Consider the following 15590-nt stretch of genomic DNA (forward strand, 5'->3'; position numbering starts at 1 on the left):
ATCGTGGCGCGTTCCCTCTTCCTGACGCAGGGCGGGCAGCCCATCACCGCGTCGTGCTGCGTGGGGCGGGCGGCGCGCGAGGCCGAAGCTCCGCGCGGTCGGGCCCTTGGCCGGCTGCGTCGCGAGGAACATCGTCAGGGGCACCACGTCCTCGGGCTGCTTTTCCAGGGAGTGGAAGGGTGTTCATGGACCGCACTGTAGGCAGCGGGGACGCCGTGAGCCCCACCCATCAAGAGGGGGGGTGGCCCGCGGCGCGCTCCCTATTCTTCGCCTCCATGAACGAGCCCACCATCCTGATCATTCCCGGCCTGCGCGACCACGTGGAGCAGCACTGGCAGACCCTGCTGGAAAGAGAATTGCCGCGCGTCGCAAGCGTCCCCCCCATGGGTCGCACCGAGCTCGATTGCGCGGCGCGCGTGGCTGCGATCGAGCGCACCGCGCAATCGATCAGCGGCCCGCTGGTGATCGTGGCGCACAGCGGCGGCGTTGTGATGGCGATGCACTGGGCGCAGCACACACAGCGTCCCGTGCTGGGCGCACTGCTGGCGACGCCGCCGGACTTCGAATCGCCGATGCCTGCAGGCAACCCCTCGCTCGACGCGTTGCGCAAGGGCGGGTGGCTGCCCGTGCCGCGCGCCCGCCTGCCATTCCCGAGCATCGTCGCGGCAAGCCGAAACGATCCGCTCGCTTCGTTCGAACGCGCAACCGAGATGGCGCAGGCCTGGGGCAGCCGCCTGGTGGACCTGGGGGAGGTCGGTCACCTCAACCCGGCCTCGGGCTTCGGCCCCTGGCCGCAAGCCCGGCAGCTCATCGAGCAACTCGGCACCGAAGCGCAGGCCGCCGAGGCCGCGTGCTTGTCCCAACCCCAGCGCTACTGAGGAGATTCCATATGCCCAACGCCATCCGCTTTAGTGAGACCGGCAGCGCCGACGTGCTGCACTACGAGCGCGTTGAAGTCGGAGAGCCGGGCCCGGGCCAGGCGCGCGTGCGGCACAGCTACGTAGCGGTCAACTTCATCGACATCTACTTCCGCACGGGCCGCTACCCGCTCGCGTTGCCCAATGGGCTCGGCTCCGACGCCGTCGGCGTGGTGGAAGCGGTGGGCGCGGGGGTGCTCGACGTGAAGCCTGGCGACCGGGTCGGCTACCTGCTCGGACCGCAGGGCGCCTATGCCGACGTGCGCGTGATGCCCGCCGATGTGCTGATCCCGCTGCCGGACGGCGTGTCCGATGCCACAGCTTCGACGCTGATGATGAAGGGCATGACGGCGCAGTACCTGTTCCGGCAGGTCTTCCCTTTGCACGGCGGAGAAACCATTCTTTATCACGCGGCCGCCGGCGGCGTCGGCCTGATCGCCTGCCAGTGGGCGAAGGCACTCGGCGTGACCATGATCGGGACCGTGAGCACCGACGAGAAGGCCGAGATCGCCAAAGCGGCCGGCTGCACGCACGTGATCGTGACCGCGCGCGAGGACATCGCCAAGCGGGTGCGCGAGATCACCGACGGCAAGGGCGTGCCGGTCGTGTACGACTCGGTGGGCAAGGACACGCTGATGGCGTCGCTTGACAGCCTGCAGATGCGCGGCACGCTGGTGAGCAACGGCACCGCTTCCGGCCCGGTGAACATCGACACCACGCTGCTGGCAGCGAAGGGTTCGATCTGGGTGACGCGCCCGGCGATGATTCACTATGCGACGCCACGCCCGCAGATGCTGGCCATGGCGACCGAGCTGTTCGACCTGGTGCGCGCCGGCAAGATCGACAGCGAGCCGAGCCGCCGCTTCGCGCTGGCCGATGCGGCCGACGCGCATCGCGCGCTCGAGTCGCGCCAGACCACCGGCGCCACGGTGCTCGTTCCCTGAGACGTCCGCACATGTACGGGTCCATGATGCAGCAGCCGCTGCTGATCTCTTCGCTTCTCACCCATGCCGAGCGCCACCACGGCGACCAGGAAGTGGTCTCGAAGCGCGTCGAAGGCGACATCCACCGCTACACCTTCCGAGACCTTGCGGCGCGCGCGCGCCGCATGGCCAACGCACTTGCCGCGCACGGCGTGCGTCCGGGCGAGCGCGTGGCCACGCTCGCGTGGAACGGCTATCGCCACATGGAGCTGTACTACGCCGTGTCGGGGTCGGGCAGCGTGCTGCACACGCTCAACCCGCGCGCGCATCCTGACCAGGTCGTCTGGATCGCCGACCATGCCGAGGACCAGGTCCTGTTCTTCGACATCACATTCCTGCCGCTGGTCGAGGCCATTGCGCAACGCGTGAAGACGATCAAGGCCTTCGTGGCCATGACCGACCGCGCGCATATGCCCGCGCAATCGGCCGTGCCCAACCTGCTGTGCTACGAGGAGTTGGTGGAGGCGCACTCGCCCGAGTTCGCCTGGCCGGCGTTCGATGAGAACATGGCGAGCTCGCTGTGCTATACGTCGGGCACGACCGGCAACCCCAAGGGCGCGCTGTACAGCCACCGTTCCACGCTGCTGCACACCTACGCGATCGCGCTGCCGGACTCGCTGAACTGCTCGGCACGCGACACCGTCCTGCCGGTGGTTCCGATGTTCGACGTCAACGCCTGGGGCCTTCCGTACGCGGCCTGCATGGTCGGCGCCAAACTGGTGTTTCCCGGCCCGTTTCTGGACGGCAGTAGCCTGCACGATCTGTTCGAGTCCGAGGGCGTCACCCTGTCGGCGGGCGTTCCCACCGTCTGGCAGGGCCTGCTCACGCACGTCGAAGCCAACCACCTGAAGTTCAGCACAATGCGGCGCACCGTGATCGGCGGCTCCGCCTGCCCGCCCGCGATGATGGGCGCGTTCGAGCAACGTGACGTCGCGGTCCTGCACGCGTGGGGGATGACGGAGATGATGGTTACATGCAGATCACCGACCGCAGCAACGACGTGATCAAGTCCGGCGGGGAATGGATCGGGTCGATCGAGCTGGAGAACATCGCGATGGCGCACCCGGCGGTGGCGCTGGCCGCGTGCATCGCGAGCCACCATCCCAAGTGGGACGAGCGTCCGCTGCTGGTGATCGTGAAGAAGCCGGGCGCCGTGGTCACACGCGACGAACTGATCGCCTTCTACGACGGCCGGATCGCCAAGTGGTGGACGCCCGACGACGTGAGAGCGAAATGCCCGCATTGCGCGGGCGTTCACGCGGGCGCTTCAGAACGCGTGGCGGATCCCGAAGTCGTAGCCTAGCGCGCTGCGCGGCTGCAGCCCGCCGGTGCTCACGTAGGTGGGCTGCGGAAAAATGGCCGGCACGCTCAGCACCAGCGGCGTCACGCCCATCACGGCCGGGTTGTTGCGGCCGTTGGAGATATTGATGCGCGCCACCGTGGCGTACAGCGCAGTGCGCTTGGACAGGTTGTGCACGTAGCCCAGGGCCAGCTTGTTGACCGCGGCGTCGCCGTCGATCACATTGCGCCCGTTGTCGAAGCGCACCCGCGCATAGGACGCGCGGATCAGCCCCGGCCCCACCGGCACGGTGACGCCGGCCAGCCAGCCCGTGTAGCGATCGTTGATGTGCAACCAGACGGGCGCGCGGCGATCGTCCTGCACGTCGGTCACCCGCGACCATTCTCCGAAAACCTTGGCCACGCCGAAGTCATAGAGCGCGCCCACGTTCACCGTCTTGATCTTCTCGCTCCGGCTGAACTCGCTCGCCAGCGTGCTCTCGCCCCAGCCCACCGCTACATCGGCCGGGCCCTGGTTCCATCCGAAGCGCGCGCCGGCGTAGCGCCCGCGCTTGGACGGGCTGCCGATCGTGTTGCTGGTCTCCACGTTCTCGTGCAGGGCGTACTGCACCTGGCCGTAGAAGCCGCCCAGGTTGGGCGGCAGGAAATAGCTCACGGCATTGCTGGTGCGCAGGTAGCTGTCGGTGCCGGCCGAGAGGCCGCCGTTGAGCAGCCCGCCGGTTGCCAGCGCGCGCGTGGCGGCGATGTTGCTGTTGATCACCGCGATCAGGTTGGTGCCCACGCCGTTGGATGTCATGGGGTCGAAGACCGCGTCGTTGTAGAACGAGGGGGTGTAGTCACGGCCCAGGCGGACTTCGCCGAAGGTGCCCGACAGACTCACGGTGGAGCGCCGCCCGAAGTTGGCGATGGCGCCGGCACCGCTGTCGTTGGCTACCGGCGCTTCCAGCCAGAAGCTGGCCGCCAGGCCGCCGCCGAGGTCCTCGGTACCGCGGAAGCCGATTCGGCTGGAGGCATAGCCGGAGGGCGAAAGCACCTTCTGGCTCTGGCGCACCTCCCTCGGAAAGGCCGTCGGCGTCCAGGCGGTGCTCTTGGTGGTGTAGCGGCTTACGCCGGCGTCGACGACGCCGAACAATGTCAGCTGCGATTGGGCGGCGGCCACGCCGGCCACGCCGGATGCGGCGGCGGCAACAAGGCTGAGTGCGAAAACGTTCATTTTTGTCTACCTGGCGTCGTGCGAGGTTTCGCCGAGGCCCAGTTTGCCCAACTCGGCGCCGATCGCGCAAGTGACCTGCCGAACCTCGATGCGGCGGGTGAGGACCGCAGCCGCTGCGTTCGCGGGATTGGAATTCATGATCTCTCGTCTCCTTTTGTTTGGCGGCTGCACTGCCGCCGGGCATTGTTGTGCACGGACCGAAGACTAGGGGCTGACGTGCCCTGCACGCCCCCCTCTCGAAGGGGGGGCCGTGGGCGCAAGGGGGCGGCGGAAGAGGAAATCCAGAGGGCATCCGGGTTTGGTCCCGGGCGAGCTTGCCGGCTTCCGTTCGCGACGCCGGGCAGGCCTACGCCAGCATGGACCGCGGCAGCAGCGCCGGCACCAGGGTGCGGTTCAGGCGCTCGCGCCACCATTGCAGCGCCCGCCCTTCGGCGCCTGTCTTCCAGGCGAGCCAGAACGACTCGGCCGCGCGTGGCTCCTCGGTGGCCAACTCCACCAGCGTGCCGCGCGCCAGCTCGCCGCCGATGCAGGCGCGCGGCAGGTAGCCGTGGCCCAGGCCCTCGACCTGGCAGGCGATCTTGGCGGCCATGCTGGGCACGGTGATGCGCGGCTGCCCGGCGAGCAGACCCACGGTGCGGTCCGACAGGGTGCGGGCGCTGTCGCCCACCACGATGGCGTTGCAGTGGATGAGATCGCTGCGCTGCAGCGGCCGGCCTAACCGGGTGAGGGGATGGGTGGGCGCGACGCAGAAGGCGAAGTCGAGGCTGCCCACGGTCGCAGCCTGGTAGCCGCCGCCGGCAGGCCCCTCGCCGGCGGCGATGACGATGTCGGCACGGCCCTCGCGCAGTGCCTCCCAGGTGCCGGTCAGGGCTTCGCAGCCGATGCGCAGCCGGGTGCCGCAGCGCAGGTCCTCGAAGGCGCGGATGTCGCTCATCAGCGCCTGGGAGGGGATGAGCGAGTCGTGCACCAGCCGCAGCTCCGACTCGTAGCCGGTGGCGATCTGCCGCATGCGCGATTCGAGATCGCCCGCGGCCGTGAGCAGCCAGCGGCCTTCCTTCAGCATCTCCTCGCCCGCGGAGGTGAGGGTGACGCGCGGACCATTGCGCTCGAACAGCTGCATGCCGAGCTGCTCCTCGAGCCGGGCGATCGCATACGAGATGGTGGAGGGCACCTTGTTGAGCCGGGAGGCCGCGGCGGCGAAGGAGCCGTGGCGCGCGATGGCGTCGACGAGTTCGATCGCTTCGAGGGTGAGCTTGAGCATGCGTCTCCGGCCGGTGGTGGAAGCAATGTTCGAAAAGTTCGATGATTGGCGGCCAAAAGTTTCGCCAACAATCGGTCGACAGCTCGCCATGATTACGTCCATGCCGAGGGGAATGGATTCCCGGAGCAGATTGTGAATTCAATCGAATTCCAACGGAAGTCAAGGGGCTCACCAGTGGCCTGCTTCTTCCGCCCTTCAACGCAACTCAGTGAACAGGAGCCTTCCATGACCGTCAAAGCCACCCCGACGCCCGGCGCCAAGCTGCTCAAGTCGACCGACCACACGCTGGTGATGATCGACTTCCAGTCGCAGATGTCGTTCGCGACGCACTCGATCGATGCCGTGAACCTGCGCAACAACGCGGCGCTGGTGGCGCAGGCCGCCGCGGGCTTCAAGGTGCCGACCATCCTGACCACGGTCGCCGAGAAGAGCTTCTCCGGCCCGATGTTCAGCGAGATCACCGACGCCTTTCCGGGCCAGAAGCTGCTGGACCGCACCTCCATGAACACCTGGGAGGACGCGGCCGTGATCGAGGAGGTGAACCGCATCGGCAAGCCGCGCATCGTGCTGGCGGGCCTGTGGACCAGCGTGTGCATCGTCGGGCCGGCGCTGTCGGCACTCGACCAGGGCTTCGAGGTGTATGTGATCGCCGATGCCTGTGGCGACATCTCGGCCGAGGCGCACGACCGCGCGATGGATCGCATGGTGCAGGCCGGCGCGCGCCCCATGACCTCGCTGCAGTACTTGCTGGAGCTGCAGCGCGACTGGGCCCGCAGCGACACCTATGAACTGACGACCGGCATCGCCAAGAAGGTGGGCGGCGCCTACGGCCTGGGCATCACTTACGCCAAGACCATGTTCGGCGCGCACGAAGGCTGAGCTGCAGGACAGGAAGCGCCGCCATGAAGCCCTATCTCCTCTCCCTCGCGCTGGGCCTGCTGGTCGGCGTGATCTACGCGCTCTTCCAGGTGCGCTCGCCGGCACCGCCGGTGATCGCCCTGGTGGGTCTCCTGGGGATCTTGCTTGGCGAGCAGATCCCGCCGCTGGTGAAGCAGGTGTTCCTGCGCGAGACGGCGAGCACCTCGTGGCTGCACCACCAGGTGAAGCCGCACATGTTCGGCGAGCTGCCGAAGTGCGCGCAGATGCCGTCGTCGAGCACGTCCGAAGGGCGCGGCGCATGACATCATCCTTCGAGCCGGGGCGCCGCCGCTTTCTCGGCGCGCCCGGCGCCACGCTGGCCTCCCCGGCCCTCGCGCAAACCACTCGTTCGAGCCACCTGCCATGTCCGATACCCACACGCCCGACCTGATCCTGCGCAACGGCCGCATCACGACGCTGGACCGTGCCAACCCCACGGCCAGCGCGGTCGCGATCAAGGACGGCCGCTTCACCCACGTCGGCCGCGACGAGGACATCCTGCCGCTGGCCGCGGGCAACACGCGGCTCATCGACCTGCTCGGCAAGCCCGTGCTGCCGGGGCTGATCGACAACCACCTGCACATCATCCGCGGCGGCCTCAACTACAACCTCGAGCTGCGCTGGGACGGCGTGAGAAGCCTGGCCGACGCGATGGGCATGCTCAAGCGCCAAGTCGCCATCACTCCGGCGCCGCAGTGGGTGCGCGTGGTGGGCGGCTTCACCGAGCACCAGTTCGCCGAGAAGCGCCTGCCCACCATCGAGGAGCTCAACGCGGTGGCGCCCGACACGCCGGTGTTCATCCTCCACCTCTACGACCGCGCGCTGCTCAACGCCGCCGCGCTGCGGGCCGTGGGCTACGACAAGAACACGCTCGCGCCGCCCGGCGGCAAGATCGTGCGCGACGCCGGCGGCAACCCGACCGGCCTGCTGCTGGCCAAGCCCAATGCCGCGATCCTCTACGCGACGCTGGCCAAGGGCCCCAAGCTGCCGCCGGAGTACCAGCTCAACTCCACGCGCCACTTCATGCGCGAGCTCAACCGCCTGGGCGTGACGGGCGCCATCGATGCGGGCGGCGGCTTCCAGAACTACCCGGAGGACTACCAGATCATCCAGCAACTCGCCGATGCCGGCCAGCTCACCATCCGCCTGGCCTACAACCTCTTCACGCAGAAGCCCAAGCAGGAGAAGCAGGATTTCCTGAACTGGACGGCGAGCTCCAAGTACAAGCAGGGCGACGACTACTTCCGCCACAACGGCGCCGGCGAAATGCTGGTCTTCTCGGCCGCCGACTTCGAGGACTTTCGCCAGCCGCGGCCCGACATGGGGCCGGAGATGGAGGGCGAACTGGAGGGAGTGGTGCGCATCCTCGCGCAGAACCGCTGGCCCTGGCGCATGCACGCGACCTACGACGAGACCATCGGCCGCGCACTGGATGTCTTCGAGAAGGTGAACCAGGACGTTCCGCTGGCGGGCCTGAACTGGTTCTTCGACCACGCCGAGACGATCACCGAGAAGTCCATCGACCGCATCGCTGCGCTCGGCGGCGGCGTCGCCGTGCAGCACCGCATGGCCTACCAGGGCGAGTACTTCGTCGAGCGCTACGGCCCCGGCGCGGCCGAAGCCACGCCGCCGGTCAAGCGGATGCTGGAAAAGGGCGTCAAGCTCTCGGCCGGCACCGATGCCACGCGCGTCGCTTCCTACAACCCCTGGGTCTCGCTGTCGTGGCTCATCACTGGCAAGACCGTCGGCGGCCTGCAGATCACCCCGCAGCGCAACCTGCTCGATCGCGAATCCGCGCTGCGGATGTGGACCGAGAAGGTGACCTGGTTCTCCAACGAGGAAGGCAAGAAGGGGCAAATCGCCGTGGGCCAGTTGGCCGACCTCATCGTGCCGGACCGCGACTTCTTCGCCTGCCCCGAGTCGGAGATCGCCGATACGACCGCGCTGCTCACCATGGTGGGCGGCAAGGTGGTGTATGCGGCGGGCGAGTTGCAGCCGCACGACGAGGGAACGCTGCCGCCGGCCATGCCCGACTGGTCGCCGGTGCGCCGCCACGGCGGCTACGGGGCATGGGGCGAGAAGGAGGGCGCGCCGCTGCAGAAAGTGATGCGCCAGGCGGCGATGTCCTGTGGCTGCACCAACAGCTGCAACGTGCATGGCCACCAGCATGCGACGGCCTGGAGCAACCGGCTGCCGGTGTCCGACCTCAAGAGCTTCTGGGGCGCCCTCGGCTGCGCCTGCTGGGCGGTGTGACGAAGATGCGCCGGACCACTTCCCCCGCGCTGCGCTGGATCGCCTTGCTGCTGCTGTGCGCGGCCTATCTGCAGGGTGGACTGCAGAAGGCATTCGACATCCCCGTGGCGATCGGCGGCTTCCTGCTCGTTGCCTGGCAGGACCTGCGAGAGCGGGCCCATGTCTGAAGTCCGCCCCACGCCGGCTGCCCAGCCGGACGCCTTCGCCCCGCTGCGCCAGCGGATCTTCGCGGTGCTCTGGACCGCCACGGTGCTCGGCAACATCGGCAGCTTCATGCGCGACGTGGCGAGCGCCTGGCTGGTGACCGACCTGTCGGCCAGCCCGACCGCAGTGGCGCTGATCCAGACAGCGGCCACGCTGCCGATCTTCCTGCTGGCGATCCCTGCGGGCGTGCTGTCGGACATCCTCGACCGGCGCCGCTTCCTGATCTTCGTGCAGCTGGTGCTCGCCGCGGTGAGCGGAACGCTGCTGGTGCTCTCGCACACCGGCGCGCTGACGGTGCAGTACCTGATCGCGCTGACCTTCGTCGGCGGCATCGGCGCAGCGCTGATGGGCCCGACCTGGCAGGCCATCGTGCCCGAGCTGGTGCCGCGCGCGGACCTCAAGGGCGCCGTTGCATTGAACTCGCTGGGCATCAACATCGCGCGCTCGATCGGGCCGGCGGCAGGCGGGCTGATCCTCGCGACCTTCGGCGCTGCGGTCACCTACGGGCTGGATGTTCTGAGCTACGTGTTCGTCATCGCGGCCCTGCTTTGGTGGAAGCGGCCGGCCACCGCCGACAGCGCGCTCGCGGAGAACTTCTTCGGCGCTTTCCGCGCCGGGCTGCGCTACACCCGCGCCAGCCGCGAGCTGCACGTGGTGCTGCTGCGCGCGGCCATCTTCTTCGCGTTCGCGAGCTCGGTATGGGCGCTGCTGCCGCTGGTGGCGCGCCAGATGCTCGCCGGCGGCGCGGACTTCTACGGCGTGCTGCTGGGTGCGGTGGGCGCGGGTGCCATCGGCGGCGCGCTGGTGATGCCGCGGCTGCGCACCAGGCTCGATGCAGACGCCATGCTGCTGCTGGCGGCGCTGTTGGTGGCCGGCGTGATGGGCAGCCTGGTCTTCGCACCGCCAAGATGGCTGGCCGTCGCACTGCTGCTGTTGCTGGGCCTCGGCTGGATCGTGGCGCTGACCACGCTCAACGGCGTGGTCCAGTCGATCTTGCCCAACTGGGTGCGCGGCCGCGGGCTGGCGGTGTACCTCACCGTCTTCAACGGCGCGATGGCGGCGGGCAGCCTGGGCTGGGGCCTGGTCGCGCAGGCGATCGGCGTGCCGGGCACCCTCGTGGCCGGCGCGCTGGGCCTGGTGGCGGCCGGCCTGCTGTTTCACCGCGTCAAGCTGCCCAAGGGCGAGGCCGACCTGCAGCCCTCCAACCACTGGCCCGAACCGCTCCTGGACGAGCCGGTGGCGCATGACTGGGGACCGGTGATGATCCAGGTCGAGTACCGAATCCGCAAGGAGGACCACGCGGCCTTCCATGAGGTCATGAAGCACCTGTCGCTGGAGCGCCGCCGCGATGGCGCCTATGCCTGGGGACTCCAGGAGCACGCCTCCGACCCGGAGCGGGTCATGGAGTGGTTCCTCGTCGAGTCCTGGGCCGAGCACCTGCGCCAGCACCACCGGGTCTCGCAGGCCGATGCCGACCTGCAGGCCAAGGCGCTGCGCTTCCACATCGGGCCGGGCAAGCCCGAAGTGCATCACTTCCTGGCGCTCTGAGCGGGGCTCAGGCGGCGCAGATCGCCGCCGGGGTCGCTGCCTTGTGGCAGCGGTCGCCACGTCGATCGCTGAGCCTTGGCACTCAAGCTGCCAGTTGGTCGGCCAGATCCGTCAATGCCTCGCCCACCGGCTGTGCGACCTTCAGCGCCAACAGATCATCGGCACGCGTGCGTCCGAGGTTGACCGCTGCCACGGGCTTGCCCGCGGCCACGGCCGCCTGCACGAACCGGAAGCCCGAATACACCATCAGCGACGAGCCGGCGACCAACACGGCATCGGCTTCACTCAGCGCCGCATAGGCGGCTTGCACGCGCTCGCGCGGCACGCTCTCGCCGAAGAACACCACGTCCGGCTTGAGCATGCCGCCGCAGATCGAACAGGCCGGCACGTCGAAGCTGGCGAAATCCCGGTCATCGACGTCGGCATCGCCGTCCGGCGCGGCGCAGGCTTCCAGTGCGGCCCACGCGGGGTTGCGCGCAAGCAGCGACTGCTGCATTTCGGCACGCGGCGTGCGCGTCTCGCAGCCAAGGCAGCGCACGGTGTCGATGCGCCCGTGCAGGTCGATGGTCTGGCGGCTGCCGGCGGCGTCGTGCAGGCCGTCGACGTTCTGCGTGAGCAGCAGTCCCACGCGGCCCGAAGCCTCGAGCCGGGCCAGCGCGCGGTGCGAGGCCCCAGGCCGGGCCGTCGCCATGGTCGGCCAGCCGACGAGGCTGCGTGCCCAGTAGCGGCGTCGCGTGAGCTCGTCGCCGGTGAAGGCTTGGAGGGTGACCGGCGCCGGCCGCTTCCAGTCGCCGTTGACGTCGCGGTAGTCGGGGATGCCCGAGTCGGTGCTGCAGCCGGCGCCGGTCAGCACGAAGAGGCGGGGATGGCGCGCGGCGAAGTCGGCCAGCGGGATGGAGGCGTCCATGGCCACCGAGCATACGGCGGCCGGCGCCGCCCCGCAGGCGGCGGGGCTCTCCGCGACGTTCAGCGGAACTGCTTGCGCAGCAAGGCCTTGTGCCTGGCGACGTGCGCGAGCTGAGCCTCGGCAAGGAGGCCGCCCAGATCCACGCCGTCGCCGTTCAGCACCTCGTTGGCGTGCACCAGCGCACGGGCCACCACCTCGTCCTCGCTCACGCCGAGCTGCGCAGCGAGGTCGAGCGCCACGCGCTTCATCGCGCGCTGCGACAGCATCCACATGGCGCCGAAGGCATCCCACGCAGCGGCCGATTCCTTGAAGCATTCGCGGTCCGCCAGAATCTCGTTGAGCGGCTTGGCCAGCAACTCGTTGACCGCTTCGAGTTGCTCGGACAGCGCCGCGTGCTGCGCCTGCGCGTCGCGCAGCGCGTCGGCCGCGCTATCCGCCGGCGGCGGCACCGGCGCGGCAAAGCTGCCGTCCGCATTCGCCGTGGGGATCTGGAGCTTGTCGGTCAGGGACATGGCGTTGCCTTTCGTCGGTGGCGTGTTGGGGTTCAAGCGCCAGTGGCGCGCGGCGGGCGTTGTGTGCTTTGACGGCGCTGGGGAGCGGGTACCGACCAGAACCGTCATTCGGCGACCGTGCTCAATTTGCCCGACCTCTTCCGGCGCGGCAAGCACGACTCCAGCAGATCGACGAAAGCGTGCGCTGCGGGACCGAGCACGCGCGAGCTCTGCCACACGAGATGGATTGGCCGGTCCAGATCCGGTGTGACCACCGGCACGAGGGCCACTTTCGTCGCATCGAAGAACGGCACCGCGATGCTCGGCACCACGCTGACCCCGAGCCCTGCCGTGACCAGCCCGGCCACCGTCGGCAAGTGCTCCACCTCCATCGCTTCCTCGACAGCAATGCCGCGCATCAGGTACTCCAGGTGCTGGCCGATGCTGCCGGAGCGGGCGTAGCGGATCAAGTGCGCCCCTTCGAGGTCGCGCAGTTCGACCTTCTTGCGGGAGGCGAGCCGGTGGCCGGCGGGGCACGCGAGCACAAACGACTCCTGCAGCAGCGCGCGGTATTGCAGGCCGGCCAGCGGCCCCGGCGCACTGAGGATCGCGAAATCCGCCTGCCGCTCCCGGACCAGTTCCAGGCACCGTGGCGGCAGGTGGTCGAACAGTTCGACGCGGATGCCCGGGTACCTGGCGCGGAACTGCGCGATCAACGGCGGCAGCCAGTGCGCTGCGAAGGGAGGTGACGTTGCGACCGCGACGCGCCCCTTGCTCATGCTCGCGCGGTCGCGCAGGTCGGCCCCGATCTCGTCGAGCTCGGCAATCATCCGCCGCGCAGAGGCCACCAGGCGTTCGCCGTCGCCCGTCAGGCTGACCCGGCGCCGGTCCCGATCCACCAGGCGCAGGCCGACCTCGGCTTCCAGCTTCGCGATCATCTGGCTGAAGGCCGACTGCGTCACGTTGCAGCGTTCCGCCGCCAGCGAGAAGTGCCGAAGCTCGTCCAGCGCAATCAGCGCGCGAAGCACGCGGGTCGAAACATTGATCACGTTTGCTACTCACAGGGAGCAAAGAATTAATTTTACTGAAGTGCGTGCGCTCCCTAGGATTCGCTCCACAACAGCGGCAAGGAGCTGAAACATGAGACAACCGACACGACGCCATTTCTCGTCCGCGCTGGCCGCAGCCGCCGTCTGGGCCACTGCGGGATTGCTTTCTCCCGGCGCCCTCGCGCAGGCCTATCCCAACAAGCCGATCCGGCTGATCGTGCCCTGGCCCGCGGGCGGAAGCACCGACGTCCTGGGCCGGGCGCTGGGCGTGGAACTGGGCAAGCAGTTCGGGCAGCCCGTCGTCGTCGACAACCGGGCCGGGGCGGCCGGGAAGATCGGTACCACCGCTGCGGCGAAGGCGCCCGCGGACGGCTACACCATCTACCTCGGCACCATCGCCAACTTCAGCGTGGCGGCGGCGTGGGAACCTTCCCTCCAGTACGACCCCGTCAAGGACTTCGCACCCGTGGCCTACGTGGCCGACTCTCCGGCGATGCTCGCCGTCAGCAGTTCCCTGCCGATCCACAGCATCAAGGAGCTGCGCGAGTACGCCCGGACGGCGGGACGGCAGTTGTCCTATGCCAGCGCGGGCGAAGGCAGCGGCTACCACCTGATGGCCGAGCTCTTCAAGCTGCAGACACAGCTCGACCTGCTTCACGTGCCCTTCCAGGGAACACCCCCGGCAGCAACAGCGGTGGCCGCCGGTCAGGTCGACATGACCTTCGACGCAGCCGGGCTCAAGCCCTTTGTCGAATCCGGCAAGTTGCGGCCGATCGCGGTCACAGGCAACGAGCGATGGACCTTCGTGCCGGAAGCCGCCACCTTCGCGTCGCAAGGCGTGAACAACCTGGAGGGCAACAGCTGGTTCGCCATCTTCGCGCCGTCCGGCACGCCCCCGGACGCCATCGCGAAGTTGAATGCCGCCATCAACAAGTCGCTCTCGTCGCCGGAGCTGCTGGCCGTGCTGAAGGCCAACGGCTATATCCCGGTGGGCGGAACGCCGGCCGCGCTGGGCAGCATGGTCGCCAAGGACATGGCGAAGTGGAAGGACGTCGTGCAGAAGGGAAACCTGCGCGCCGCCAAGTAGTCCTTCGCGAGATCGAACGCACGTGAACCCGCAGCGCATCCTGTTCAAAGGCGCCACCATCCTCACGATGGACGGCAAGTCGGCCGACCTGCCGGTGGGCGATCTCCTCGTCGAAGGCGATCGCATCGCCGCGATCGCGCCGGCACTGGCGGTGGACGACGCCGAACTCGTCGACGCCCAGGGCACGGTGATGTGTCCGGGCTTCGTCGACACCCACCGGCACACGTGGCAGACGCCCCTGCACGGCGTGAGGACCGACTGGAACCTGCTCGACTACATGACGTACATCCGCGGCATGTACTGCGTCAGCTTCGCGCCCGAGGATGCCGAGCTGGCGAACTGGGTCGGCGCGCTGGAAGCGCTGGATTCCGGCATCACGACCCTGGTCGACCACTCGCACCTGCAGCTGTCGGAGGCGCACTCGGACGCCCTGGTCGCCGGCTTCGTGCGGTCCGGCATTCGCGGCATCCATTGCTACGGCACCTACCGCAACCTGGCGTACCGGCCGGGACAGCCGGCACAGGACCTCCCTGCGCTGCTTCGAGACGTGAATGGCCCGCTCGACGCCTGGCACAAGCGCAATGCCGCGCGCATCCGCGAGAAGTACTTCGCCGATGACTCGGCGCGGGTTCGCTTCGGCATCGCCTCGCGCGAGTTCGAAACGCTGCCCGAAGCGGCCTCCATGCTGGAGGAACTGCGCTGGGCCCGGACCTTGCGCCCGGCCCGCATCAGCATCCACGTCGGCATGAGCGCGCGCGAGCCGCTCAACGTCGTGCGGGCGCTGCACCAGGCCGCAGAGATCGGCCCGGACCTGCTGTTCATCCATGGCAATCATCTCGCGGACGAAGAGCTCCGGATGATCATCGACGGCGGCGCATCGATCAGCTCCGCGATCGAGATCGAGATGACCTACGGCGCCTATCCGGTCGTGGACCGCTTCACGGCGATGGGCGGCCAGTCGAGCCTCGGCATCGATGCGACCATCGACTTCGGCGGCGACATGTTCGGCCAGATGCGGGCCCTGCTGAACGTGTGGCGCCTGGAGCGGTCGTTGAAGAACCCGCTCAGGATGACCCGCAAGGTCCACCAGAAGAAGGTGCTGGAAATCGCCACCGTGCGAGCGGCCGAGGCGATCGGGCTCGGCGGCATCACGGGCAGCCTCGCAGTGGGCAAGAAGGCGGACCTGCTGCTGCTGCGCACCGACGCCCTGGGCCTCGCCCCCATGTGGGACCCTTACGCGGCCATCGTGAGCTACGGGCACGCCAGCCTCGTCGACACGGTGATGGTCGACGGCCGCGTCGTCAAGCGCCATGGACGGTTGGTCGGCGTCGACTGGCCCACCGTCCGCGCCGCGCTGGAGCGCTCGAGGGACGACATCCGACAGCGGTTCTCGCTTGTCCCGGAACAGCCCGTCCGCGCCCGTTGGGCACAGGGCTTCCGGATCGAGATCACGGACTAGC

15 protein-coding genes and 1 pseudogene are annotated in these 15590 nt (G+C 68.7%); 10 read left to right on the forward strand and 6 right to left on the reverse strand.

The features are described 5' to 3' along the window. Positions 1-275: 275 nt before the first annotated feature. The 3 genes and pseudogenes from AC3A6Y_RS23800 to AC3A6Y_RS23810 form a co-directional block, all read left to right on the forward strand. Positions 276-878 carry an RBBP9/YdeN family alpha/beta hydrolase gene (locus AC3A6Y_RS23800; RefSeq protein WP_487870711.1) on the forward strand — a complete coding sequence of 201 codons (603 nt, stop codon included), beginning with the start codon at positions 276-278 and terminating at the stop codon, positions 876-878. A gap of 11 nt (positions 879-889) precedes the next feature. Then, positions 890-1861: a quinone oxidoreductase family protein gene (locus tag AC3A6Y_RS23805; RefSeq protein ID WP_487870712.1), complete on the forward strand. Its 972-nt coding sequence runs from the start codon at positions 890-892 to the stop codon at positions 1859-1861. A gap of 11 nt (positions 1862-1872) precedes the next feature. Further along, positions 1873-3125: pseudogene (locus tag AC3A6Y_RS23810) on the forward strand (AMP-binding protein); the annotation flags it as partial. A 42-nt stretch (positions 3126-3167) separates the two neighbouring features. On the opposite strand, the gene AC3A6Y_RS23815 reads toward AC3A6Y_RS23810, so the two are convergent. The 3 genes from AC3A6Y_RS23815 to AC3A6Y_RS23825 all read right to left on the reverse strand — a co-directional run bounded on the left by AC3A6Y_RS23815 (position 3168) and on the right by AC3A6Y_RS23825 (position 5673). After that, a complete protein-coding gene (locus tag AC3A6Y_RS23815) occupies positions 3168-4412 on the reverse strand; it encodes a porin (RefSeq protein WP_487870713.1) in 1245 nt (414 codons plus the stop codon). 6 nt (positions 4413-4418) lie between these two features. Next, positions 4419-4550, reverse strand: a complete 132-nt coding sequence (locus AC3A6Y_RS23820; protein ID WP_487870714.1) for a hypothetical protein — start codon at positions 4548-4550, stop codon at positions 4419-4421. A 208-nt stretch (positions 4551-4758) separates the two neighbouring features. Continuing rightward, a complete protein-coding gene (locus AC3A6Y_RS23825; RefSeq protein ID WP_487870715.1) occupies positions 4759-5673 on the reverse strand; it encodes a LysR family transcriptional regulator in 915 nt (304 codons plus the stop codon). A 225-nt stretch (positions 5674-5898) separates the two neighbouring features. Between AC3A6Y_RS23825 and AC3A6Y_RS23830 the strand changes: the two genes are divergently transcribed. The 5 genes from AC3A6Y_RS23830 (at position 5899) to AC3A6Y_RS23850 (ending at position 10596) form a co-directional block, all read left to right on the forward strand. Next, a complete protein-coding gene (locus tag AC3A6Y_RS23830) occupies positions 5899-6552 on the forward strand; it encodes a hydrolase (protein ID WP_487870716.1) in 654 nt (217 codons plus the stop codon). A 23-nt stretch (positions 6553-6575) separates the two neighbouring features. Continuing rightward, the gene (locus AC3A6Y_RS23835) at positions 6576-6854 is read left to right on the forward strand and encodes a DUF1427 family protein (RefSeq protein ID WP_487870717.1); all 279 of its coding nucleotides are present in this window, start codon (positions 6576-6578) and stop codon (positions 6852-6854) included. 100 nt (positions 6855-6954) lie between these two features. Further along, positions 6955-8844 carry an amidohydrolase gene (locus AC3A6Y_RS23840; RefSeq protein ID WP_487870718.1) on the forward strand — a complete coding sequence of 630 codons (1890 nt, stop codon included), beginning with the start codon at positions 6955-6957 and terminating at the stop codon, positions 8842-8844. A 5-nt stretch (positions 8845-8849) separates the two neighbouring features. Next, the gene (locus AC3A6Y_RS23845) at positions 8850-9011 is read left to right on the forward strand and encodes a hypothetical protein (protein WP_487870719.1); all 162 of its coding nucleotides are present in this window, start codon (positions 8850-8852) and stop codon (positions 9009-9011) included. Next, positions 9004-10596, forward strand: a complete 1593-nt coding sequence (locus AC3A6Y_RS23850) for an MFS transporter (protein WP_487870720.1) — start codon at positions 9004-9006, stop codon at positions 10594-10596. The genes AC3A6Y_RS23845 and AC3A6Y_RS23850 overlap by 8 nt, the downstream gene beginning before the upstream one ends. Before the next feature lie 82 nt (positions 10597-10678). Here the strand turns inward: AC3A6Y_RS23850 and AC3A6Y_RS23855 are convergent, their stop codons facing one another. The 3 genes from AC3A6Y_RS23855 to AC3A6Y_RS23865 form a co-directional block, all read right to left on the reverse strand. Then, positions 10679-11509, reverse strand: a complete 831-nt coding sequence (locus AC3A6Y_RS23855) for an NAD-dependent protein deacetylase (protein ID WP_487870721.1) — start codon at positions 11507-11509, stop codon at positions 10679-10681. A gap of 53 nt (positions 11510-11562) precedes the next feature. Continuing rightward, entirely contained in the window at positions 11563-12015 is a 453-nt protein-coding gene (locus tag AC3A6Y_RS23860; protein WP_487870722.1) for a hypothetical protein, read from the reverse strand. 104 nt (positions 12016-12119) lie between these two features. Beyond that, positions 12120-13043, reverse strand: coding sequence for a LysR family transcriptional regulator (locus AC3A6Y_RS23865; protein ID WP_487870723.1), 924 nt, complete (start codon positions 13041-13043; stop codon positions 12120-12122). A 91-nt stretch (positions 13044-13134) separates the two neighbouring features. Here AC3A6Y_RS23865 and AC3A6Y_RS23870 point away from each other — a divergent pair, with 91 nt between their 5' ends. Continuing rightward, a complete protein-coding gene (locus AC3A6Y_RS23870) occupies positions 13135-14130 on the forward strand; it encodes a Bug family tripartite tricarboxylate transporter substrate binding protein (protein ID WP_487870724.1) in 996 nt (331 codons plus the stop codon). A 22-nt stretch (positions 14131-14152) separates the two neighbouring features. Continuing rightward, on the forward strand, positions 14153-15589 hold the full coding sequence (locus AC3A6Y_RS23875; protein WP_487870725.1) for an amidohydrolase family protein: 1437 nt from the start codon (positions 14153-14155) through the stop codon (positions 15587-15589). Position 15590: the final 1 nt, after the last annotated feature.

This window comes from Variovorax sp. Soil_C_17 (assembly GCF_057657265.1).